This window comes from Streptomyces sp. NPDC051662 (genome assembly GCF_040681655.1).
In the GTDB taxonomy this organism is placed as follows: Bacteria; Actinomycetota; Actinomycetes; order Streptomycetales; family Streptomycetaceae; genus Streptomyces.
The window spans coordinates 263354-284978 of record NZ_JBFAZD010000009.1; the positions used below are offsets into that span (position 1 = coordinate 263354).

23 protein-coding genes, 2 pseudogenes and 1 riboswitch are annotated in these 21625 nt (G+C 69.6%); of the genes and pseudogenes, 24 read left to right on the forward strand and 1 reads right to left on the reverse strand.

The window, feature by feature from the left end; translation table 11 throughout:
• Positions 1 to 115 precede the first annotated feature (115 nt).
• The 17 genes and pseudogenes from AB0M67_RS17745 (at position 116) to AB0M67_RS17825 (ending at position 13356) form a co-directional block, all read left to right on the forward strand.
• A complete protein-coding gene (locus AB0M67_RS17745) occupies positions 116 to 709 on the forward strand; it encodes a hypothetical protein (RefSeq protein ID WP_030351743.1) in 594 nt (197 codons plus the stop codon).
• Positions 710 to 919: 210 nt separating this feature from the next.
• Positions 920 to 1363 carry a 30S ribosomal protein S16 gene (gene rpsP, locus AB0M67_RS17750; RefSeq protein ID WP_249953720.1) on the forward strand — a complete coding sequence of 148 codons (444 nt, stop codon included), beginning with the start codon at positions 920 to 922 and terminating at the stop codon, positions 1361 to 1363.
• Positions 1364 to 1365: 2 nt separating this feature from the next.
• Positions 1366 to 1605, forward strand: coding sequence for an RNA-binding protein (locus AB0M67_RS17755; protein WP_030351741.1), 240 nt, complete (start codon positions 1366 to 1368; stop codon positions 1603 to 1605).
• 106 nt (positions 1606 to 1711) lie between these two features.
• Positions 1712 to 2332, forward strand: coding sequence for a ribosome maturation factor RimM (rimM, locus tag AB0M67_RS17760; RefSeq protein WP_365746411.1), 621 nt, complete (start codon positions 1712 to 1714; stop codon positions 2330 to 2332).
• On the forward strand, positions 2332 to 3153 hold the full coding sequence (gene trmD / locus AB0M67_RS17765; RefSeq protein ID WP_365746318.1) for a tRNA (guanosine(37)-N1)-methyltransferase TrmD: 822 nt from the start codon (positions 2332 to 2334) through the stop codon (positions 3151 to 3153). The genes rimM and trmD overlap by 1 nt, the downstream gene beginning before the upstream one ends.
• Positions 3154 to 3282: 129 nt before the next feature.
• Entirely contained in the window at positions 3283 to 3633 is a 351-nt protein-coding gene (gene rplS, locus AB0M67_RS17770) for a 50S ribosomal protein L19 (RefSeq protein ID WP_129772195.1), read from the forward strand.
• A gap of 70 nt (positions 3634 to 3703) precedes the next feature.
• Positions 3704 to 4597, forward strand: a complete 894-nt coding sequence (lepB, locus tag AB0M67_RS17775; RefSeq protein ID WP_365746320.1) for a signal peptidase I — start codon at positions 3704 to 3706, stop codon at positions 4595 to 4597.
• Positions 4590 to 5718, forward strand: a pseudogene (gene lepB, locus AB0M67_RS17780) (signal peptidase I). The gene lepB (AB0M67_RS17775) and the pseudogene lepB (AB0M67_RS17780) overlap by 8 nt, the downstream one beginning before the upstream one ends.
• On the forward strand, positions 5660 to 6529 hold the full coding sequence (gene lepB / locus AB0M67_RS17785; protein WP_365746322.1) for a signal peptidase I: 870 nt from the start codon (positions 5660 to 5662) through the stop codon (positions 6527 to 6529). The pseudogene lepB (AB0M67_RS17780) and the gene lepB (AB0M67_RS17785) overlap by 59 nt, the downstream one beginning before the upstream one ends.
• Positions 6530 to 6613: 84 nt before the next feature.
• Positions 6614 to 7384: a signal peptidase I gene (gene lepB, locus AB0M67_RS17790; RefSeq protein ID WP_365746324.1), complete on the forward strand. Its 771-nt coding sequence runs from the start codon at positions 6614 to 6616 to the stop codon at positions 7382 to 7384.
• Positions 7385 to 7463: 79 nt separating this feature from the next.
• Complete coding sequence (locus AB0M67_RS17795; protein ID WP_365746325.1) at positions 7464 to 7958, forward strand: NUDIX hydrolase; 495 nt, start codon at positions 7464 to 7466, stop codon at positions 7956 to 7958.
• 54 nt (positions 7959 to 8012) lie between these two features.
• Positions 8013 to 8321: a DUF2469 domain-containing protein gene (locus tag AB0M67_RS17800; RefSeq protein ID WP_014675276.1), complete on the forward strand. Its 309-nt coding sequence runs from the start codon at positions 8013 to 8015 to the stop codon at positions 8319 to 8321.
• A gap of 192 nt (positions 8322 to 8513) precedes the next feature.
• On the forward strand, positions 8514 to 8891 hold the full coding sequence (locus AB0M67_RS17805; protein WP_365746327.1) for a YraN family protein: 378 nt from the start codon (positions 8514 to 8516) through the stop codon (positions 8889 to 8891).
• Positions 8891 to 10516 (forward strand): YifB family Mg chelatase-like AAA ATPase, encoded by a 1626-nt coding sequence (locus tag AB0M67_RS17810; RefSeq protein WP_365746329.1) that lies wholly within the window; start codon positions 8891 to 8893, stop codon positions 10514 to 10516. The genes AB0M67_RS17805 and AB0M67_RS17810 overlap by 1 nt, the downstream gene beginning before the upstream one ends.
• Positions 10513 to 11655, forward strand: coding sequence for a DNA-processing protein DprA (gene dprA / locus AB0M67_RS17815; RefSeq protein WP_365746331.1), 1143 nt, complete (start codon positions 10513 to 10515; stop codon positions 11653 to 11655). Before AB0M67_RS17810 ends, dprA begins: the two co-directional genes overlap by 4 nt.
• A gap of 245 nt (positions 11656 to 11900) precedes the next feature.
• The gene (whiG, locus tag AB0M67_RS17820) at positions 11901 to 12737 is read left to right on the forward strand and encodes an RNA polymerase sigma factor WhiG (protein WP_030351730.1); all 837 of its coding nucleotides are present in this window, start codon (positions 11901 to 11903) and stop codon (positions 12735 to 12737) included.
• Between the two features lie 61 nt (positions 12738 to 12798).
• Positions 12799 to 13356 (forward strand): TetR/AcrR family transcriptional regulator, encoded by a 558-nt coding sequence (locus tag AB0M67_RS17825; protein ID WP_365746413.1) that lies wholly within the window; start codon positions 12799 to 12801, stop codon positions 13354 to 13356.
• A 206-nt stretch (positions 13357 to 13562) separates the two neighbouring features.
• Here AB0M67_RS17825 and AB0M67_RS17830 read toward each other — a convergent pair.
• Positions 13563 to 14111 (reverse strand): annotated as a pseudogene (locus AB0M67_RS17830) (peptidoglycan DD-metalloendopeptidase family protein); the annotation flags it as partial.
• Positions 14112 to 14353: 242 nt separating this feature from the next.
• Here AB0M67_RS17830 and rpsB point away from each other — a divergent pair.
• The 7 genes from rpsB (at position 14354) to AB0M67_RS17865 (ending at position 21553) form a co-directional block, all read left to right on the forward strand.
• Positions 14354 to 15274, forward strand: a complete 921-nt coding sequence (gene rpsB, locus AB0M67_RS17835; protein ID WP_351393759.1) for a 30S ribosomal protein S2 — start codon at positions 14354 to 14356, stop codon at positions 15272 to 15274.
• Between the two features lie 93 nt (positions 15275 to 15367).
• Positions 15368 to 16204, forward strand: coding sequence for a translation elongation factor Ts (gene tsf / locus AB0M67_RS17840; protein ID WP_365746333.1), 837 nt, complete (start codon positions 15368 to 15370; stop codon positions 16202 to 16204).
• A 156-nt stretch (positions 16205 to 16360) separates the two neighbouring features.
• Complete coding sequence (gene pyrH, locus AB0M67_RS17845; protein WP_249953709.1) at positions 16361 to 17140, forward strand: UMP kinase; 780 nt, start codon at positions 16361 to 16363, stop codon at positions 17138 to 17140.
• A 127-nt stretch (positions 17141 to 17267) separates the two neighbouring features.
• Complete coding sequence (gene frr / locus AB0M67_RS17850; RefSeq protein ID WP_030351725.1) at positions 17268 to 17825, forward strand: ribosome recycling factor; 558 nt, start codon at positions 17268 to 17270, stop codon at positions 17823 to 17825.
• A complete protein-coding gene (locus AB0M67_RS17855; protein WP_365746336.1) occupies positions 17825 to 18895 on the forward strand; it encodes a phosphatidate cytidylyltransferase in 1071 nt (356 codons plus the stop codon). Before frr ends, AB0M67_RS17855 begins: the two co-directional genes overlap by 1 nt.
• Before the next feature lie 172 nt (positions 18896 to 19067).
• Positions 19068 to 20180 (forward strand): 23S rRNA (adenine(2503)-C(2))-methyltransferase RlmN, encoded by a 1113-nt coding sequence (rlmN, locus tag AB0M67_RS17860; RefSeq protein WP_365746338.1) that lies wholly within the window; start codon positions 19068 to 19070, stop codon positions 20178 to 20180.
• A gap of 47 nt (positions 20181 to 20227) precedes the next feature.
• A riboswitch (TPP riboswitch) is annotated at positions 20228 to 20353 on the forward strand.
• Positions 20354 to 20431: 78 nt separating this feature from the next.
• Positions 20432 to 21553, forward strand: a complete 1122-nt coding sequence (locus AB0M67_RS17865; RefSeq protein ID WP_365746340.1) for a thiamine ABC transporter substrate-binding protein — start codon at positions 20432 to 20434, stop codon at positions 21551 to 21553.
• Positions 21554 to 21625 lie beyond the last annotated feature (72 nt).

The window sequence follows — 21625 nt, forward strand, 5'->3', positions numbered from 1 at the left end:
AGATCAGCGCACCCGCCCTCGTCCGGACGCATCAATGGCAACTGACGGGTACGTGCAAATTATTTGAGATGCCCCGTAATGGAACCCGGGAGGGCTCCGGCTCGTTGTTCACGACGTGAGCACGACACCACCTGTTCTCGCCGCAGAGCTGGCGCAGGCGTGGGCCGATATTCAGCGGTCCCACCCCGAGCTGCCGGATCTTGCCGCGCCAGAGTCCCTGATCGGAGAGTCGTCGTCCGCCTGTGGCGCCGAGCTCTCTTTCGAACGACTGCTTCACGAAGCGGTCCATGGCATCGCCGCGGCCAGAGGTGTCCGCGACACCTCGCGCGCGGGCCGCTATCACAACCGCCGATTCCTCGCGATCGCCGAGGAGATGGGCCTGGACCATCCCGAGGAGCCGCATCCCAGCAGCGGCTTCTCCCTGGTCTCGCTCAGCCCCGAAGCGAAGCGGCGCTACCGCCCCACCATCGAGCGATTGCAGCGCGCCCTCAAGGCGCACACGGTCGCGACGGCCGCCGACACCAAGCGCAGCTTCCGCGGCCCGGCCGCGAGACACGGCTCGTCCGGTGGCGGGGTGCGCGTCAAGGCGGTCTGTGACTGCGGCCGGAACGTACGGGTCGTACCGTCGGTCCTCGCCCAGGCCCCGATCGTCTGCGGCGGCTGCGGCAAGCCCTTCCGTATCCCCGAAGTGGTCGGTGCCGCGGGCTGAGTCACCGGCCGTCCCGGCCGCTCCCGGCCCCTGCCCGCCGCCGCGTCATGCCCGGTCGCGGTCGTATGGCAGAATGACCAGCTGTACTCGACAGTCGCACAGGACCCCTCTCTCCTCCGGCTGACGCGTCCATCGGGCGGATCGGGTACCGCAACCCCACGCGGCATCCCGTTGTGCCCAACCACGTCAAGACCAGGAGACACCACTCCAGTGGCAGTCAAGATCAAGCTGAAGCGTCTGGGCAAGATCCGTTCGCCTCACTACCGCATCATCGTCGCCGACTCCCGTACCCGCCGTGACGGCCGGGCCATCGAGGAGATCGGTCTGTACCACCCGGTGCAGAACCCCTCGCGCATCGAGGTCGACTCGGAGCGCGCGCGTTACTGGCTGTCCGTCGGCGCCCAGCCGACCGAGCCGGTTCTCGCGATCCTCAAGCTCACCGGTGACTGGCAGGCGCACAAGGGTCTGCCGGCCCCCGCGCCGCTGCTCCAGCCGGAGCCGAAGGCCGACAAGCGCGCCCTCTTCGAGGCCGCCGCGAAGGACGCCGGCGACGAGCCCAAGGGTGAGGCGATCACTCAGAAGGCCAAGAAGTCCGACAAGAAGGCCGACGAAGCCGGGACCGAGTCCTCGGCCGCCGAGTCGACCGAGGCCTGAGCATGCTCGAGGAGGCTCTTGAGCACCTCGTGAAGGGCATCGTCGACAATCCGGACGAAGTGCAGGTGGCCTCGCGCAACCTGCGCCGCGGCCGTGTGCTGGAGGTCCGGGTGCACCCGGACGACCTCGGCAAGGTGATCGGCCGCAACGGCCGCACCGCACGTGCTCTGCGGACCGTCGTGGGCGCCATCGGCGGCCGGGGTATCCGTGTCGATCTCATCGACGTGGACCAGGTCCGCTGAGACAGCAGAACACCGGCAGGGGCCGGGAGGGCCACGGCCTTCCCGGCCTTCGCTGTTTCCCGCGCGTGACCGTGACGCGTGATCGTGACAAGAAGGTGGAGTGTCAGTGCAGTTGGTGGTCGGGCGGGTGGGCCGCGCCCATGGGATCAAGGGTGAGGTCACCGTAGAGGTACGCACGGACGAGCCCGAACTGCGGCTCGGCCCCGGCGCCGTACTCGCCACGGAACCGGCCCAGGCCGGACCGCTGAGGATCGAGACGGGCCGGGTGCACAGCGGCAGGCTGCTGCTGCGCTTCGAGGGCGTACGCGACCGTACGGGCGCCGAGGCGCTGCGCAATGTCCTGTTGATCGCGGAGGTCGACCCCGAGGAACTCCCCGAGGATCCGGAGGAGTTCTACGACCATCAGCTGATGGATCTGGATGTGGTGCTGGCCGACGGCACGGAGGTCGGGCGGATCACCGAGATCTCGCATCTGCCCTCGCAGGACCTGTTCATCGTGGAACGGCCGGACGGCAGCGAGGTGATGATCCCCTTCGTGGAGGAGATCGTCACCGAGATCGATCTGGAGGAGCAGCGGGCCGTCATCGACCCGCCGCCGGGGCTGATCGACGACAGGGCGGAGATCGCCTCCGGCCGGGACGCCGACCCCGCCGCCTCCGACCCCGCCGCTGACAACACCGGCGAAGTCACCGGCGAGGACGGCGTGACCGGTAGGGACGGCGGCTGATGCGGCTCGATGTGGTCACGATCTTCCCGGAGTACCTGGAGCCGCTGAACGTCTCACTCGTCGGCAAGGCCCGCGCGCGCGGCCGGCTCGACGTCCATGTGCACGACCTCCGGGAGTGGACGTACGACCGCCACAACACGGTCGACGACACCCCGTACGGCGGTGGTCCCGGCATGGTGATGAAGACCGAGCCCTGGGGCGACGCGCTGGACGACGTTCTGGCGAGCGGCTACGAGTCGGGCGCCCATGGCCCGGTCCTGGTCGTCCCCACGCCCAGTGGCCGCCCCTTCACCCAGGAGCTGGCCGTCGGACTCTCCGAGCGGCCCTGGCTGGTCTTCACCCCCGCGCGCTACGAGGGCATCGACCGCCGGGTTATCGACGAGTACGCGACCCGGATACCGGTGGTCGAGGTCTCCATCGGCGACTATGTGCTCGCCGGCGGCGAGGCCGCCGTACTGGTGATCACGGAGGCGGTGGCCCGGCTGCTGCCCGGTGTGCTCGGCAACGCGGAGTCGCACCGCGACGATTCCTTCGCCCCCGGCGCGATGGCGAATCTGCTGGAGGGCCCCGTCTACACGAAGCCGCCTGAGTGGCGCGGGCGCGGGATTCCGGATGTGCTGCTCAGCGGCCACCACGGCAGGATCGCGCGCTGGCGGCGGGACGAGGCGTTCCGGCGTACGGCCCTCAACCGGCCCGATCTGATCGAACGTTGCGATCCCGCGTCCTTCGACAAGAAGGACCGCGAGATGCTCTCCATCCTGGGCTGGTCACCGGAGCCCGATGGCCGATTTTGGCGCAGGCCCGAGGCCATGGAAGAATAGGCCGCTGCCGTACGTCCGGCGCGCGCCCCTGCCACAGGGGGAACGACGCCCGCCCGACGCGAACGGCACATCGGACTCCCTCTCGATATCCGCTGATGACCTGTGGCATCAGCGAGGAAGCAGACCTTCATGGCCAGCCTGCTCGACGTCGTCGACGCATCGTCGCTCCGCAGCGACCTCCCCGCTTTCCGTCCCGGTGACACCGTGAACGTTCACGTGCGTGTCATCGAGGGCAACCGCTCCCGTATCCAGCAGTTCAAGGGCGTGGTCATCCGCCGCCAGGGCTCCGGTGTCCGTGAGACCTTCACGGTCCGCAAGGTCTCCTTCTCCGTCGGCGTCGAGCGCACCTTCCCGGTGCACAGCCCGATCTTCGAGAAGATCGAGCTGGTCAGCCGCGGTGACGTCCGTCGCGCGAAGCTGTACTACCTCCGTGAGCTGCGCGGCAAGGCCGCGAAGATCAAGGAGAAGCGCGACAGGTAAGCCCGCGGTGTCCGGGTCGGCCCGGGCACGCACCCGGGTTCACAGGGCCGCCGGATAAGATCTGGCCCCGATGGACACCGAAGAACGGCAGACGGAGCGCGATCGCTCCTCCGGATCCCCTGACGGGACGGAGGAGGGGTCGCGCTCCGCGCGTTCCTCCCGGCGACTCCGTTCCTCCCGGCGGCTCCCCGGGCTCCGCGCACTCCCCGGGCTTCCTGGATCCGCCGGGCCGGCCGGGCCGTCCTGGCGCAGGGCGGGGCTCCTCGGGCTCGCCTGCGCCGTCTTCGCACTGCTGCTCAGCAGCTTCGTGGTGCAGCCGTTCCTGATCCCCAGTGGTTCGATGCGGCCCACTCTCCAGGTCGGCGACCGCGTGCTCGTCAACAAGTTGGCGTACCGTTTCGGTACCGCGCCGGAGCGCGGTGATGTGGTGGTCTTCGACGGCACCGGATCCTTCGTCCAGGAGCCGCCGGAGGAGAATCCCGTCACCGGGCTGCTGCACGGGGCGGCAGCGGCCCTGGGGCTCGCCGCACCCGCCGAGACCGACTTCGTCAAGCGTGTGGTCGGTGTGGGGGGTGACCGCGTGGTCTGCTGCGACAAGGGGGGCAGGGTCGAGGTGAACGGCCGGGCTGTGGACGAGCGGTATCTGTACGCCGGCGACGCCCCCTCCAGCGTCCCCTTCGACATCGTCGTCCCCCAGGGCACGCTCTGGGTGATGGGCGACCACCGCAGTAATTCGCGCGACTCCCGCGATCATCTCGGCGACCCCGGCGGCGGCATGGTGCCCTTGGACAAGGTCATCGGACGGGCGGACTGGATCGGCTGGCCGCTGGGCCGCTGGGCCGTTCTGGAGCCGACAGGGGCCTTCCGCGAGGTACGGAGCCCGCGAGGTGCCGCGACCCCGGAGGACGCGGGGACCACAGGGACCGCGGGTGACACGGGGGCCGTGGGCGGTGCCCATGGGTAAGCGGGGGCGCCGTCGCCCCAGCCATGGGTCGGACGCCCGGCTGCCGACCGGCTCCCGGCCCACCACCGGCCGGACGCTGCCGGGGCGCGCGGAGCGCCGTAAACTCGCCCGCCGGGTCAAACAGCGCCGTCGCAGATCCGCGGCGAAGGAAATACCGATACTCATCACCGTGGCGGTGCTGATCGCGCTGGTCCTCAAGACGTTTCTGGTGCAGGCGTTCGTGATCCCCTCGGGATCGATGGAGCAGACGATCAGGATCAGCGACCGGGTGCTGGTGGACAAGCTGACGCCGTGGTTCGGCTCGAAGCCGGAGCGGGGCGATGTCGTGGTCTTCAAGGACCCGGGCAACTGGCTCCGCGACGAGAAGCCGCCGCCGGACAACTCACCGGTCGTGATCAAGCAGGTCAAGCAGGGCCTGACCTTTATCGGACTGCTGCCGTCCGCCGACGAACAGGATCTGATCAAGCGTGTCGTCGCGACCGGCGGGGACACCGTCAAGTGCTGCGACCGGGACGGCAAGGTCACCGTCAACGGCACCCCGCTCACCGAGCCGTATCTCAACCCCGGGAACGTGCCCTCCACGATCCCCTTCGAAGTGCGGGTGCCGGAGGGACGTATCTTCGTGATGGGGGACCACCGGTCCAATTCGGCCGACTCACGCTTCCATCTCCAGGAGGCGGACAAGGGGACCGTCTCGGAGGACGAGGTCGTGGGCCGCGCGGTCGTCATCGCCTGGCCCGTCGGTCACTGGCGGCGACTGGAGGAACGGGAGACCTACGCGTCGGTTCCGGACCCGCGTGCCGCGCCGACGACGGCACTGGGGCCGTCGGCGTCGCCTAATGTGTCTTACCAGGATCTGAACGGATTGATCCGGCTCCCGAGCCCTGCGGAACTCCCGCTCGTTATGGGAGTGGTGGGCCTGTCCCGTCTCCGGGGCAGGCGATCGCACGGAGTAATCGCACGGAGTGAGGAGTGGATGTGGGGGATGTGGCGGTCGGCGCACGATCCGGACACGATGATCCCGAGGAGGGACACGAGCAGCTCGCCGAGTCGCCCGAAAACGTGACGGACCGGTCGGCGGAACGCGGGAACGGATCCGGTGGGATCCACGACGGCGATAGGGACGGCGACAGCGACAACGACGGATCGGACGCGAGGAAACCGCGCTCCTTCTGGAAGGAGCTGCCCCTTCTCATCGGGATCGCGCTTCTGCTGGCGCTTCTGATCAAGACTTTCCTGGTACAGGCGTTCTCGATCCCCTCGGACTCGATGCAGGACACCCTGCAACGGGGCGACCGGGTGCTGGTGGACAAGCTCACCCCCTGGTTCGGCTCCGAGCCGGAGCGTGGTGAGGTCGTCGTCTTCCATGACCCGGGCGGCTGGCTGGACAGCACCCAGGCACCCGAGCCGAATGTGGCGCAGCGGTTCCTGAGCTTCATCGGACTGATGCCGTCCGCCGAGGAGAAGGACCTGATCAAGCGGGTCATCGCGGTCGGCGGCGACACGGTGGAGTGCAAGAAGGGGGAAAAGGTCCACGTCAACGGGGTTCCGTTGAACGAGACCGACTACATCTACCCGGGCAACACTCCCTGTGACGACAAGCCCTTCGGGCCGATCGATGTGCCCAAGGGCAGCATCTGGGTGATGGGTGACCACCGGCAGAACTCGCTGGACTCCCGCTACCACCAGGAGCTGACCGGAAACGGCACGGTCTCCAACGACGAGGTCGTCGGGCGCGCCTTCGTGGTGGCCTGGCCGATCAACCGCTGGTCACTGCTTCCGGTGCCCGACACGTTCGACCAGTCCGGGCTGAGCGCGGCGGCGGCGTCGGTGGCCTCGGCCGCGGCTCCGGGGGCGCTGGGCCTGGCCGGAGCGGTGCCGCTCGTACTGTGGCGCCGAAGGAGGCTGACCCGGGGGCGTACCGCCGGGTAGGGTGCCGTCCCGGATCGTCGATCTCCGAGGATCATTCTCCGGAACGGTGGAGTGATCGTTCTGCGGAACGGGGGGAGTGCTGGGATGAGCGGAACAGGACGGGCGGAACGTTCGAACGGCGGCCACGGCCGCCTCGGCAGTGTGCTGTCGGGGCTGGCCGTGGCCGTCGGCTGTGTGCTCTTCCTCGGCGGGTTCGTCTGGGGAGCCGTGGAGTACCGGCCGTACACGGTCCCGACCAATTCGATGGACCCGACCGTGAAGGCCGGTGACCGGGTGCTGGCGCAGCGGATATCCGGCGACGAGGTACGCCGCGGCGATGTGGTGGTCTTCAAGGACGCGGACTGGGCCAATATGCCGATGCTGAAGCGCGTGGTCGCGGTCGGCGGCGACAAGATCGCCTGTTGTGACACGGGCGGCCGGCTCACCGTCAACGGCACGGCGATCGAGGAACCGTACGTACGGGGACTGGTCGGCGGGCGGGCGTCCACGACCGATTTCGACGCGGTCGTGCCCGAAGGGAAGCTGTTCCTGCTCGGCGATGAACGCAGCGGTTCGCTGGATTCCCGGGTCCATCTGGAGGATGTGGGGCAGGGGTCGGTGCCGCGCTCGGCGGTCGACGCGCGCGTCGACGCCGTGGCCTGGCCCATGGGCGGGGTGATCGACCGGCCCGCGAGCTTCGCGGCGCTGCCGGGCGGGGTGTCCGGGCCGGGGCCGGTGCGCTTGATCGTGGTGGCGGTGGTGGCCGGGGCGCTGCTGATCTTCGGCGGGGCGGCGTACGGGCCGATCGCCCGCCTGTTCTCGAAGCCGCGGACCGGCGGCAGGAGCGGTGAAGAGGTGTCCACGGGTGTCCGCTGAATCGGCTGGGACCGCTGGTTCGGCTGGGACCGCTGAATCGGCAGGGGGCGCTGGGACTGGGGGGACCGGGGGGACCGCGGTGTCGGGCGGGCAAGCGCTGCGGAAGGTGGCGCGGGTGGTGCTGCTGGATCCAGAGGACCGGATTCTGCTGCTGCACGGATACGAGCCCAGTGATCCGGACAACGACTGGTGGTTCACGCCCGGCGGAGGCCTGGAGGGCGACGAGACCCGGGAAGAGGCCGCGCTGCGCGAACTGGCGGAGGAGACGGGGATCACACAGGTCGAGCTGGGACCCGTGCTGTGGCGCCGGACCTGTTCCTTTCCGTTCGACGGGCGTCGCTGGGATCAGGACGAGTGGTACTTCCTGGCACGTACGACACAGACCGAGACGTCGGTCGAGGGGCTGACCGAGCTGGAGCTGCGAAGCGTCGCGGGGTTGAGGTGGTGGACCTCCGCCGAACTGTCGGCGGCGCGTGAGACGGTGTATCCGACCAGGCTCGCCGAGCTGCTGCGCACGCTGCTCGCCGAGGGTCCTCCGGGTGAGCCGGTGGACCTCGCCCCCGAGAGCGTCTAGGGGCGCGGGGGCCGGAGCACAATAGGGGGACGTACGGCTGAAGGGGAACATGCCATGAGCGCCGAGGACCTCGAAAAGTACGAGACCGAGATGGAGCTGAAGCTCTACCGGGAGTATCGAGATGTCGTCGGTCTGTTCAAATACGTGATCGAGACAGAGCGTCGCTTTTATCTCACGAATGACTACGAGATGCAGGTGCACTCGGTGCAGGGTGAGGTCTTCTTCGAGGTCACGATGGCGGACGCCTGGGTCTGGGACATGTACAGGCCGGCCCGGTTCGTCAAGCAGGTACGGGTGCTCACGTTCAAGGACGTGAATATCGAGGAGCTGAACAAGAGCGACCTCGAACTCCCCGGCGGCTGAAGAGCGTGATCGGGCGGTGGCGGTGGCGGTGACCGGGGTGGGGGCGGTGGCCGGGGCGGGGCCATGGGCTGGGGCTGGGGCGCTGGGGCGTCACGAACGGGTGAGCGAGTTTTCCACAACCTCCGGGTTGTCCACCAAGATCCACTAGTTACGGACGGTCGCGTCAGAGTCGGTACCGGAGGTGGTGCCGAAATGAACGCGACGGGGGCACTGGGGCGGTACGGCGAGGATCTGGCGGCGCGGCGGCTGGCCGACGCGGGGATGACCGTGCTGGCGCGCAACTGGCGGTGCGGCAGGGTCGGCGAGATCGACATCGTGGCCCGCGACAAGGACAGCGGGGGCCGGGACGTACTGGTCGTCTGCGAGGTGAAGACCCGCAGAGCCGGCTGGTTCGAACATCCGATGGCCGCGGTCACGCCGGTGAAGGCGGACCGGCTGAGACGGCTCGCGGACTGCTGGCTGGAGCGGTACGGCGGTCCGCCGTCGGGCGGGGTGCGTATCGATCTGATCGGGGTGCTGCTGCCTGGCCGGGGAGCCCCGGTGGTCGAGCACGCGCAGGGGGTGGCCTGATGGGTTTCGCGCGTGCGTGCTCGGTGGCGCTGGTGGGCGTCGAGGGAGTGGTGGTCGAGGTCCAGGCGGACCTGGAGCCGGGGGTGGCCGCGTTCACCCTGGTGGGGCTGCCGGACAAGAGTCTGGTGGAGAGCCGGGACCGGGTGCGGGCGGCCGTGGTGAACTCCGGCGGCGAGTGGCCGCAGAAGAAACTCACGGTGGGGCTGAGCCCCGCCTCCGTGCCGAAGGGCGGCAGCGGCTTCGATCTCGCCGTGGCGGCGGCGGTGCTCGGAGCCGCCGAACGGATCGATCCCGGCGCCATCGCCGATCTGGTACTGATCGGTGAGCTGGGCCTGGACGGACGGGTCAGGCCGGTGCGCGGGGTGCTGCCGGCCGTGCTCGCGGCGGCGGAGGCCGGGTACCGCCAGGTCGTCGTGCCCGAGCAGACCGCGGGCGAGGCCTCCCTGGTGCCGGGGGTGTCGGTCCTCGGGGTACGGACCCTGCGTCAGCTCATCGCCGTACTGAGCGGCGAGCCGGTGCCCGAGGAGGTGCCGGAGGCCGCGCAGGGGCGTCCTGACGCGATGCTCGCGGGGCTGATGGTGCCCGGTGCCGGGGTGGGCACCGGGCTGGCCGCGGGCGCGGGGACGGGCGACGGACACCGGCCGGATCTCGCGGATGTGGCCGGCCAGGAGCCGGCCCGTACGGCGCTGGAGGTGGCCGCGGCGGGCGGGCACCATCTGCTGCTCCATGGACCACCAGGGGCCGGCAAGACGATGCTGGCCGAGCGGCTGCCTGGCGTCCTGCCGCCCCTGACCAGGCAGGAATCCCTGGAGGTCACCGCCGTGCACTCGGTGGCGGGCATGCTGCCGCCAGGCGAACCGCTCGTCCACACCCCGCCCTACTGCGCACCGCACCACTCGGCGACCATGCAGTCCCTGGTCGGCGGTGGCAATGGGCTGCCGCGACCGGGCGCGGTGTCGCTGGCCCACCGGGGCGTGCTGTTTCTCGACGAGGCGCCGGAGTTCTCGGGCCGGGCGCTGGACGCCCTGCGGCAGCCGCTGGAATCCGGCCATGTGGTGGTGGCCCGCAGCGCCGGGGTGGTGCGGCTGCCCGCGCGGTTTCTGATGATCCTCGCGGCGAATCCCTGCCCGTGCGGACGGCACACGCTGGTGGGAGCCGGGTGTGACTGCCCGCCCTCGGCGATCCGCCGGTACCAGGCCCGGCTGTCCGGGCCGCTGCTCGACCGCGTCGATCTACGGGTCGGTGTCCAGCCCGTCCACCGAGCGGATCTGCTGGGACAGGGCGGCAGGGGTGAGCCCACGTCGGTGGTCGCCGCGCGGGTACGGGACGCCCGGCGGCGGTCGGCGGCCCGACTGGACGGCACACCGTGGACGGTCAACAGCGAGGTGCCCGGCCATGAGCTGCGCACGCGCTGGCCCGTCGCCCCCGGAGCGCTCGCGGCGGCCGAACGGGATCTGGAGCGTGGCCTGCTCACCGCTCGTGGCCTGGACCGGGTGCTGCGGGTGGCCTGGACGGTCGCGGACCTCGCCGGGCGCGCCCGGCCCGAATCGCGGGATGTGGCTCTGGCGCTGGAGCTGCGTACCGGTGTCGCTCGGGGTACGGCGGCGGCCGGAGCGGCGTCATGACCTCCGTCGGTCCGCGGGAGCGGCTGGCGCGGGCCGCGCTCACACGGATCCTGGAGCCGGGGGACGAGAACGGCGGACAGTGGCTGCGGAGGTTCGGGGCGGTCGGGCTGCTGGAGCGGCTCACCTCACCGGACGCCGAGCCGGAGCGGTTCGCCGAGGTCGGTGAGCGACGGCTCGGCGGCTATCGGATACGGGCGGCGGTGGCCGACCCCGAGCGCGATCTGGCGGCGGTGAGCGCGCTCGGCGGCCGGTTCGTCTGCCCCGGTGACCGGGAGTGGCCCAGCCAGCTCGACGATCTGGAGACGGCCGCGCCCGTCGGGCTGTGGGTGCGGGGCGCCGCGGATCTGCGGCTCTGGTCACTGCGCTCCGTCGCCGTGGTCGGCGCCAGGGCGTGTACTCCGTACGGGGCACATATGGCGGCGAGTCTGGGCGCGGGTCTGGCCGAGCGCGGCTGGGTGGTGACCTCCGGCGCGGCGTTCGGTGTCGACGGCGCGGCGCACCGCGGTGCGCTGGCGGCCGACGGTGCCACCGTGGCCGTACTCGCCTGCGGTGTCGATGTGGCCTATCCGCGCGGTCACACCGAACTGATCGGACGCATCGCCGAACAGGGGCTGGTCATCGGGGAATTGCCGCCGGGCGACCACCCCACCCGCAGCAGGTTCGTCCTCCGCAACCGCGTGATCGCCGCGCTCACCAGGGGGACCGTCGTCGTGGAGGCGGAGTACCGCAGCGGATCCCTGGTCACCGCGCGCGCCGCGCAGCGGCTCGGCCGCTTCACGATGGGCGTGCCCGGCCCCGCCACCAGCGGCCTCTCGGCGGGCGTCCACGAACTGCTGCGCGGTGAGGGAGTGCTGGTCACGGACGCCGCGGAAGTGGTCGAGCTGGTGGGCGACATGGGTGAACTGGCACCGCTCCGACGCGGCCCCGTCCTTCCCAGGGATCTGCTCGACCCGGTCAGCGCGAGGGTTCTGGAGGCGCTGCCCGCCCGGGGGGTCTCGCGGGGGCCGGAGATCGCGCGCGGCGCGGGCACGACCACCGACGAGGCGCTCGGCAGATTGTACGAACTGCACTCGTTGGGGTTCGTCGAACGGCAGGGGGACGGCTGGCAGTTGGCCGCCGCGCGGCGAGGCGGTACTTGATCCGGGGCATTCGGGTGAAAAGGTGATGCGGATGACCCCTGTCTCCCGGTCGGTGACACGCCAGGGGCCGGCGCGAGCGGCGTCGGCCCCCGATCGAAGGTGTGGTCGACGGCGTCCATCGAGGCGGGTGCGGGCGCCCGTTCCTCGCTCAGCGCGATGCCCCAGTCACGCTACGCTCACATGCGTTCCGGCCACTTCGACAGATGTCCCCCCGCACGTCACAGCAGAACGGCTCAAGGCAACGCATGCCCCAGCACACCTCCGGGTCTGACCGCGCGGCGGCGCCCCCTGCCGCCCGGAGCGGCGTGCGGCCCCCCGCGCCCTCGTCGCTCGACGAGTTGTGGCGGTCGTACAAGACCACGGGCGACGAGCGGCTGCGCGAGCAGTTGATCCTGCACTACTCGCCCCTGGTGAAGTATGTGGCGGGCCGGGTGAGTGTGGGGCTGCCGTCCAATGTCGAGCAGGCCGATTTCGTCTCCTCCGGGGTCTTCGGTCTGATCGACGCGATCGAGAAGTTCGACATCGAGCGGTCCATCAAGTTCGAGACCTACGCGATCACCCGTATCCGCGGAGCGATGATCGACGAACTCCGGGCCCTCGACTGGATCCCGCGCTCCGTACGGCAGAAGGCCAGAGCCGTCGAGCGTGCCTACGCCACCCTTGAGGCCCAGCTGCGGCGTACGCCCACGGAGCCCGAGGTCGCCGCCGAGATGGGGATCGCGCTGGAGGAACTGCATGCGGTTTTCAGCCAGTTGTCCCTCGCGAACGTCGTGGCGCTGGAGGAGTTGCTGCATGTCGGCGGCGAGGGTGGCGACCGGCTCAGCCTCATGGACACCCTGGAGGACACGGCCGCCGACAATCCGGTGGAGGTCGCCGAGGACCGTGAGCTGAGACGGTTGCTCGCGCGGGCCATCAACACCCTCCCCGACCGGGAGAAGACCGTCGTCACGCTCTACTACTACGAGGGCCTCACGCTCGCCGAGATCGGCCATGTCCTCGGGGTGACCGAGAGCAGGGTCAGCCAGATCCACACAAAGTCCGTGCTGCAGCTGCGGGCGAAGCTGGCCGACGTCGGACGCTGACGCTGTGCCGCCGCCCGCTCATCCGTAGAGTGGAGGCGTGCCCAGGATTCGAGCGGCCTCCGTGGCCGAGCACCGGACCATGCAGCGAGGCGCCCTGCTGGACGCCGCGCGCTCCCTCCTGTCCGAAGGCGGAACGGACGCACTGACCTTCCCCGCACTCGCCGAGCGCACCGGACTCGCCAGGTCCTCGGTCTATGAGTACTTCCGCTCGCGCGCCGCCGTCGTCGAGGAGCTGTGCGCCGTCGACTTCCCGGTCTGGGCGGCCGAGGTCGAGGCGGCCATGGCCGGGGCCGAGACACCCGAGGCCAAGATCGAGGCGTATGTGCGCCGTCAGCTCGCGCTGGTCGGGGACCGACGGCACCGCGCGGTGGTCGCCATCTCCGCGAGCGAGCTGGACGACGGCGCCCGGGAGAAGATCCGCGCCGCGCACGGCGGTCTGATCGCCATGATCGTGGAGGCCCTCGGTGAACTGGGCCACCAGCAGCCCCGGCTCGCCGCCATGCTGCTCCAGGGCGTCGTGGACGCGGCGGTCAGACGTATCGAACTCGGCGCGGCCGAGGCGCCCCCGGAGATCGCCGAGGCGGCCGTCTCCATGGTGCTGCGCGGCGTACGGGGCTGAGAGCCGGGCGCGTACACCGGCGCACGCGCCGCTGATGTCCACCACGCACCCCGCCGGAGTCGTCCAGGCTCCGGCTCGGGAACGCCGAAGACCGGCAGGAGCCGCGACGGCCCCCGGCGCAGCAGCTCACGGGGCAGCAGGGACAGCGGGTTCAGATAGACCGCACCCCGCAGCAGACCCCAGTGCAGACAGCCCGGCGCGCAGTGGGACGGCGCGCCCGTCACCGTGGCGACCGGCCGGCCCGCCCATACGTCGTCCCCTTCGGCGACAAGCGGTGACACCGGTTCGTAGGTGGTCCGCAGCGGCGGATCGCCCGTACCGGACAGCGTGATCGAGAGCACCCCGCGCCCCGCCACCCGTCCCGCGAAGGAGACGCGGCCGGCCGCCGCCGCCCGGACCGGCGCCCCGGCCGACGCGGCCAGATCCACCCCGCGATGACCGGGACCGTACGCCGAAGCGGGCGGCTCCCAGCCCCGCAGCAACGCCGGACGTGAGCCCACGGGCCACACCCGGTCGGTTCGGTGCCCGGCCCCGCCCCCGGGTGCTTCGGCCGCCACCGCCTCCGGGGCCGGTCGAAGCCCGAGCGGAGCCAGGACGACAGCCGGGACGACGGCCAGGACAACAGCGAGGAGCGCGGAGCGGAGGAGAGGGAGCGCCGGAAGCCGTGGAAGCCGTGGGACGGGTGCGCCGAAGCGATTACGGAGAGTGGTCATGTGTTCCACGGTCGCGCACGAGGGCCCCATCGCGCTGATCATGAACGGGATCTGTGGAGTACTGACGGGTTGTGGACAGCGCCGTCACCCGGGGGTGCGAAGGTCCCGTACACTTCTTGTGGCGATCCGGGTCACCGGGTCGACTTCGCACGCCCCGCCATCGGCCCTTTCGCGCCGATGTCAGCGCTTCTCGGTCTCGGATTTCCGTGGCACGGCGCATCGGGGCGTCAGGCGCGACTGCCGTCCGGCGGACGCGACAACCGAGTATCTCAAGGAGTACGGCCATGGCCGTCGTCACGATGCGGGAGCTGCTGGAGAGCGGCGTCCACTTCGGTCACCAGACCCGTCGCTGGAACCCGAAGATGAAGCGCTTCATCTTCACCGAGCGCAACGGCATCTACATCATCGACCTGCTCCAGTCGCTGTCGTACATCGACCGCGCCTACGAGTTCGTCAAGGAGACCGTCGCGCACGGCGGCTCCATCATGTTCGTCGGTACGAAGAAGCAGGCCCAGGAGGCCATCGCCGAGCAGGCGACGCGCGTCGGCATGCCCTACGTCAACCAGCGCTGGCTGGGCGGCATGCTCACCAACTTCTCCACCGTCTACAAGCGCCTTCAGCGTCTGAAGGAGCTTGAGCAGATCGACTTCGAGGACGTGGCCGCCTCCGGCCTCACCAAGAAGGAGCTGCTGGTCCTCTCCCGCGAGAAGGCCAAGCTGGAGAAGACCCTCGGTGGTATCCGCGAGATGCAGAAGGTGCCCAGCGCCGTCTGGATCGTCGACACCAAGAAGGAGCACATCGCCGTCGGTGAGGCGCGCAAGCTCCACATCCCGGTCGTCGCGATCCTCGACACCAACTGCGACCCCGACGAGGTCGACTACAAGATCCCGGGCAACGACGACGCGATCCGCTCCGTCACCCTGCTCACCCGCGTGATCGCCGACGCCGTCGCCGAGGGCCTCATCGCCCGTTCCGGCGTCGCCACCGGTGACTCGAAGCCGGGCGAGAAGGCCGCCGGCGAGCCGCTCGCCGAGTGGGAGCGCGACCTGCTTGAGGGCGAGAAGAAGGACGACGCCGAGAAGCCGGCCGAGGCCAAGGCCGAGGGCGAAGTCCAGACCTCCGCGGAGACGGAGAAGGTCGCCGACGCGGAGCAGGCCGAGGCGCCCGCCGAGGCCGCTCCGGCCGCGGACACCGAGCAGGCCTGACCTTTACCAGGTTCGGTAGTTGACGGCGGGGGCCCACCGGCCCCCGCCGTTCACCCGTAGATCCTTCAGACCTTCGAGAGAGAATTACAGATCATGGCGAATTACACCGCCGCTGACGTCAAGAAGCTCCGTGAGCTCACCGGCGCCGGCATGATGGACTGCAAGAAGGCGCTCGACGAGGCGGACGGCAACGTCGACAAGGCCGTCGAGCTTCTCCGTGTCAAGGGCCAGAAGGGCGTCGCCAAGCGCGAGGGCCGTTCGGCCGAGAACGGCGCCGTCGTCTCCCTCATCTCCGAGGACAAGACGTCCGGTGTCCTGCTTGAGCTGAAGTGCGAGACGGACTTCGTCGCCAAGGGCGACAAGTTCCAGACCGTCGCCAACACCCTCGCCGCCCACGTCGCGGCGACGTCCCCGGCCGACCTCCCGGCGCTGCTCGCCTCCGAAATCGAGGCTGGCAAGACCGTGCAGGCGTATGTCGACGAGGCGAACGCCAACCTTGGCGAGAAGATCGTCCTGGACCGCTTCGCGCAGTTCACCGGCGGTTACGTGGCCGCCTACATGCACCGCACCATGCCCGACCTCCCGCCGCAGGTCGGCGTCCTCGTCCAGCTGGACAAGGAGAACGCCGAGGTGGCCAAGGACGTCGCGCAGCACATCGCCGCCTTCGCCCCGAAGTACCTGAGCCGCGACGAGGTCCCGGCCGAGACGGTCGAGAACGAGCGCCGCGTGGCCGAGGCCACCTCGCGCGAGGAGGGCAAGCCCGAGGCCGCCCTGCCGAAGATCGTCGAGGGTCGCGTCAACGGCTTCTTCAAGGAGGTCGTCGTCACGGAGCAGGCGTTCGCCAAGGACAACAAGAAGTCCGTTCAGAAGATCCTGGACGAGGCCGGTGTCGCCCTGACGCGCTTCGTGCGCATCAAGGTCGGCGTCTGAGTCTGTACGCGATCAACCGAAGACCCCGATAGGGTCTGACGCAGTCGTCCGGGTACCTGCCGGGCGGCCGCAGATCTGACGAGGAGGCCATTGCCGCACAGGGAACCGCGAGGACCCCGGCAGTGGCCTTCTTCGTATGCGCACGAGGAGATCTCCATGGAACAGGCCGACACAAGCGACGACGGCAACAAGAGTGACGACGGCAGGGGCCACGGTCACGGCCGCTTCATGCTGAAGCTGTCCGGTGAGGCGTTCGCCGGCCGGGGAGCGCTCGGCGTCGACCCCGATGTCGTCCACGCCATCGCCCGCGAGATCGCCGCCGTCGTCCGTGACGGCGCCCAGATCGCGGTCGTCATCGGCGGGGGCAACTTCTTCCGGGGCGCCGAACTCCAGCAGCGCGGCATGGACCGGGCGCGCTCCGACTACATGGGCATGCTCGGCACGGTCATGAACTGCCTCGCCCTCCAGGACTTCCTGGAGAAGGAGGGCATCGACTCCCGTGTCCAGACCGCCATCACCATGGGCCAGGTCGCGGAGCCCTACATCCCCCTCCGCGCCGTGCGTCACCTGGAGAAGGGACGTGTCGTGATCTTCGGCGCCGGTATGGGCATGCCGTACTTCTCGACGGACACCACGGCCGCCCAGCGCGCGCTGGAAATCGACGCCGAGGCATTGTTGATGGGGAAGAACGGGGTCGACGGGGTGTATGACTCCGACCCCAAGACCAATCCCGCCGCGGTCAAGTTCGACGCCCTGGAGTACGGCGAGGTGATCGCCGGTGATCTCCGTGTCGCCGACATGACCGCCATCACGCTGTGCCAGGACAACAAGTTGCCGATCCTCGTCTTCGAATTGCTGAAGGAAGGCAATATCGCGCGTGCGGTCAAGGGTGAGAAGATCGGCACACTCGTGAGCGACCAGGGCACCCGGAGCTGATCCGGGGCTGCCCCATACGGGGATGGACAAAGCCCTGCCGGTCGGACACCGTGCAGGACAAGACGCGACGCAGGTTCCGCCGGCCGATTCGTACGCCGGGCCCACTCAAGACACGCAGGAGCAAGTGGTGATCGAAGAGACCCTCCTCGAGGCCGAGGAGAAGATGGAGAAGGCCGTCCTGGTCGCCAAAGACGACTTCGCCGCGATCCGCACAGGGCGGGCGCACCCGGCGATGTTCAACAAGATCGTGGCGGACTACTACGGTGCCCTGACCCCGATCAACCAGCTGGCCTCGTTCGCCGTGCCCGAGGCGCGGATGGCCGTGGTGACCCCGTTCGACAAGAGCGCGCTGCGCAATATCGAGCAGGCGATCCGCGACTCCGACCTCGGTGTCAATCCGAGCAACGACGGCAACATCATCCGGGTGGTGTTCCCCGAGCTGACGCAGGACCGCCGCAAGGAGTTCATCAAGGTCGCCAAGACCAAGGCCGAGGACTCGAAGATCTCGATCCGCGCGGTCCGCCGCAAGGCCAAGGAGACCATCGACAAGCTGATCAAGGACGGCGAGGTCGGCGAGGACGAGGGCCGCCGCGCCGAGAAGGAGCTCGACGACACCACCGCGAAGTATGTCGCGCAGGTGGACGAGCTGCTCAAGCACAAGGAAGCCGAGCTGCTCGAAGTCTGATGAACGACTCTTTCCGGGGAGCCTCGTCGACAGCCGGATACTGGGGACCGACCGACCCGGGGGCCCTCCCGGCGGGTCCCGCGTACGATGAGCATCCCGCACAGCAGACTCGGCCCATGCCCATCGTGCCCGACGGACCCGTCGACAACGGGGACCAGCGTGACGACCGGGGGGCTGCCCGGCCGGGCGGCCCCCTGTTCCGTGACAAGACTCCGCAGGAGCCCATGGCAGCGCCTCCGCCTCCCCCGCCGAAGAAGCGGGCCGGACGTGACCTGCGTGCGGCCATAGGGGTCGGCGTCGGGCTCGGCGCGGTGGTCGCGGCCTCGCTCTTCATCGTCAAGGCCGTCTTCATCGGTGTCATAGCGATCGCGGTGGTGATCGGGCTGTGGGAGCTGACCTCACGGCTCGATGAGAAGAAGGGCATCAAGGCACCGCTCGTCCCGCTGGCCGTCGGTGGCGCCGCGATGGTCATCGCCGGATACGCGCGGGGGGCGGAGGGTGCCTGGGTCGCGATGGCCCTCACCGCGCTCGCGGTGCTGATCTGGCGGATGACGGAACCGCCCGAGGGCTATCTCAGAGATGTCACGGCGGGGGTCTTCGCCGCGTTCTACGTACCGTTCCTGGCCACCTTCGTCGCGATGATGCTCACGGCGCACGACGGTCCCTGGCGGGTGCTGATGTTCCTCGTGCTGACGGTCGTCAGCGACACGGGCGCGTACGCGGTCGGCTGGCGCTTCGGCACGCACAAGCTGGCGCCCCGTATCAGCCCGGGCAAGACCAGGGAGGGACTGGCCGGAGCCGTCGTCTTCGCGATGGCGGCGGGTGCGCTCTGCATGGAGTTCCTGATCGACGACGGTGTCTGGTGGCAGGGGCTGCTGCTGGGCCTCGCGGTCGCGGCCAGTGCCACCCTCGGTGATCTCGGCGAGTCCATGATCAAGCGGGATCTCGGCATCAAGGACATGGGCACACTGCTGCCCGGCCACGGCGGGATCATGGACCGGCTGGACTCCCTGCTGCCCACGGCGCCGGTGGTCTGGCTGCTGCTGGTCCTCTTCGTGGGCTCGGGCTGAGCGGTACCGGTTACCCTGAAAGGGCTCGCCACTCACGGGTGGCGGGCCCTTTTGAGCCCCGCGGCTGTGAAGCCGTTCCCGTGAGGTCTCCCGGCACCGGCACAGCCCTGCCGTACCCCCCGCCACGGCGGGGGGAGCCCGGCCTCGCCGCACCGAGGAGATTTGGTTTTTCATGGCCCCGCCGACACCCGGAGAACTCACTTTCGTCGCGCCCCGCGGAGCCAAGAAGCCCCCGCGGCATCTCGCCGATCTCAGCCCCGCCGAGCGACGCGAGGCCGTCGCCGCGATCGGCGAGAAGCCGTTCCGCGCCAAGCAGCTGTCCCAGCACTACTTCGCGCGGTACGCGCACGACCCCGAGCAGTGGACCGACATCCCGGCCGCCGCGCGCCAGAAGCTCGCCACGGAGCTGCTGCCCGACCTGATGTCGGTGGTACGGCACATCTCGTGCGACGACGACACCACCCGTAAGACCCTCTGGCGGCTGCATGACGGCACCCTCGTCGAGTCGGTGCTGATGCGCTACCCGGACCGGGTCACCATGTGCATCTCCTCGCAGGCGGGCTGCGGGATGAACTGCCCGTTCTGCGCCACCGGCCAGGCCGGTCTTGACCGTAACCTCTCCACCGCCGAGATCGTGCACCAGATCGTCGACGGGATGCGCGCGCTGCGGGACGGCGAGGTCCCCGGCGGTCCTTCGCGGCTGTCCAACATCGTCTTCATGGGTATGGGCGAGCCGCTCGCCAACTACAAGCGGGTGGTCGGGGCGATCCGCCGGCTGACCGACCCCGAGCCGGACGGCCTGGGCCTCTCGCAGCGCGGGATCACCGTCTCGACGGTCGGTCTGGTGCCCGCGATGCTGCGCTTCGCCGACGAGGGCTTCAAATGCCGGCTCGCGGTCTCCCTGCACGCTCCCGACGACGAGTTGCGCGACACCCTCGTCCCGGTCAACACGCGGTGGAAGGTGCGGGAAGTACTGGACGCCGCCTGGGAGTACGCGGAGAAGTCGGGCCGCCGGGTCTCCATCGAGTACGCGCTGATCCGCGACATCAACGACCAGGCGTGGCGCGGCGACCGGCTGGGCCGGCTGCTCAAGGGCAAGCGGGTGCACGTCAATCTGATCCCGCTCAACCCGACGCCCGGCTCGAAGTGGACGGCGTCGCGCCCCGAGGACGAGAAGGCGTTCGTCGAGGCGATCGCGGCCCATGGGGTGCCGGTGACCGTACGGGACACGCGGGGCCAGGAGATCGACGGAGCGTGCGGACAGTTGGCCGCCTCGGAGCGGTAGGAGCCCGTACGGCGCCAGGGGGTAACCTTGGCCTGAACGCTTTGCATATTTTCCGACAGGGGAGCGCCACAGCGCTGAGAGTGCGGCACATGTCCGTGGGAGCGGGCAGCGGTCGCAGACCCTCTGAACCTTGCCCAGGTCATTCTGGGTAGGAAGTTCGGACACCACTCAAGCTGTAGCGCCCTGCCCGGAGTCCGGCCGGACTCCGGGCAGGGCCGCGTCTTCTCCTGGACATCCCAGGAGGAAAGTCAGTGAGCAGTACCCGTAGCAGTTCCCGTGCCAGTACGAGAAGGGCCGCCGCCGGCGCGCTCGCCGCCGCGCTGGGTGTCTCGGCGCTCGCCGCCTGCGGCGGGTCCGACGGCTCCACGTCGTCCGGCGACGGCGGTTCGCGGTCGAAGACCGTCACCCTCGTCAGCCATGACTCGTTCAACGCCTCGCCCGCCGTGCTGAAGGAGTTCACCAAGGAGACCGGATACACGGTCAAGGTGCTGAAGAGCGGCGACGCCGGTGAGGCACTCAACAAGGAGATCCTGACGAAGGGTTCGCCCCAGGGCGATGTCTTCTTCGGTGTCGACAACACCCTTCTGTCCCGTGCCCTCGACAACGGCCTGTTCACGCCGTACGAGGCGAAGGGCCTGGACCGCGTCGAGGAGAGCACGCGGCTCGACAAGGACAAGAACCGCGTCACCCCCATCGACACCGGCGACATCTGTGTGAACTACGACAAGAAGTACTTCGCGGACAAGAAGCTCGCGCCGCCGCGGTCCTTCGACGATCTGATCAAGCCCCAGTACAAGAACCTGCTCGTCACCGAGAACGCGGCCACCTCCTCACCCGGCCTCGGCTTCCTCCTCGGCACGGTCGCGCGCTACGGCGACAACGGCTGGCAGGACTACTGGAAGAAGCTGAAGGACAACGGCGTCCAGGTCGTGGACAGCTGGGAGCAGGCGTACAACGACACCTTCTCCGGCTCAGCCGGCGGCAAGAAGGCCAAGGCCGACCGGCCGCTCGTCGTCTCGTACGCCTCCAGCCCGCCGGTCGAGGTGCTGTACGCCGAGCCCCGGCCCGAGGAGGCGCCGACCGGGGTCGCCACCGGTACCTGCTTCCGGCAGACCGAGTTCGCCGGTCTGCTGGACGGCGCGAAGAACGAGGCCGGCGGCAAGGCGCTGCTGGACTTCCTGATCGGGGAGAAGTTCCAGGCGGACATGCCGCTGAACATGTTCGTCAACCCCGTGGTCAAGGACGTCCCGCTGCCCGAGCTGTTCACGAAGTTCGGCGCGACCGTCGACACCCCCGGGACCGTGGCGCCCGAGACGATCGCCGCCCACCGTGAGCAGTGGATCCAGTCGTGGTCCTCACTCGTAGTGAAGTAACACCCAGGACGCCAGGGGGAGGACGGTCGGGGCGCGGCCGGGGCCGGGGGCGCGGAAACGCCGTCCGGCTCG

Excerpts from the sequence above, each read along its gene's own strand:
- whiG (WP_030351730.1), top strand. The coding sequence starts at position 11,901 with ATGCCCCAGCACACCTCCGGGTCTGACCGCGCGGCGGCGCCCCCTGCC.
- AB0M67_RS17800 (WP_014675276.1), top strand. The coding sequence starts at position 8,013 with ATGAGCGCCGAGGACCTCGAAAAGTACGAGACCGAGATGGAGCTGAAG.
- lepB (WP_365746324.1), top strand. The coding sequence starts at position 6,614 with ATGAGCGGAACAGGACGGGCGGAACGTTCGAACGGCGGCCACGGCCGC.
- rplS (WP_129772195.1), top strand. The coding sequence starts at position 3,283 with ATGGCCAGCCTGCTCGACGTCGTCGACGCATCGTCGCTCCGCAGCGAC.
- AB0M67_RS17805 (WP_365746327.1), top strand. The coding sequence starts at position 8,514 with ATGAACGCGACGGGGGCACTGGGGCGGTACGGCGAGGATCTGGCGGCG.
- AB0M67_RS17755 (WP_030351741.1), top strand. The coding sequence starts at position 1,366 with ATGCTCGAGGAGGCTCTTGAGCACCTCGTGAAGGGCATCGTCGACAAT.
- rpsB (WP_351393759.1), top strand. The coding sequence starts at position 14,354 with ATGGCCGTCGTCACGATGCGGGAGCTGCTGGAGAGCGGCGTCCACTTC.
- dprA (WP_365746331.1), top strand. The coding sequence starts at position 10,513 with ATGACCTCCGTCGGTCCGCGGGAGCGGCTGGCGCGGGCCGCGCTCACA.
- lepB (WP_365746320.1), top strand. The coding sequence starts at position 3,704 with ATGGACACCGAAGAACGGCAGACGGAGCGCGATCGCTCCTCCGGATCC.
- pyrH (WP_249953709.1), top strand. The coding sequence starts at position 16,361 with ATGGAACAGGCCGACACAAGCGACGACGGCAACAAGAGTGACGACGGC.
- AB0M67_RS17855 (WP_365746336.1), top strand. The coding sequence starts at position 17,825 with ATGAACGACTCTTTCCGGGGAGCCTCGTCGACAGCCGGATACTGGGGA.
- AB0M67_RS17810 (WP_365746329.1), top strand. The coding sequence starts at position 8,891 with ATGGGTTTCGCGCGTGCGTGCTCGGTGGCGCTGGTGGGCGTCGAGGGA.
- tsf (WP_365746333.1), top strand. The coding sequence starts at position 15,368 with ATGGCGAATTACACCGCCGCTGACGTCAAGAAGCTCCGTGAGCTCACC.
- trmD (WP_365746318.1), top strand. The coding sequence starts at position 2,332 with ATGCGGCTCGATGTGGTCACGATCTTCCCGGAGTACCTGGAGCCGCTG.
- rlmN (WP_365746338.1), top strand. The coding sequence starts at position 19,068 with ATGGCCCCGCCGACACCCGGAGAACTCACTTTCGTCGCGCCCCGCGGA.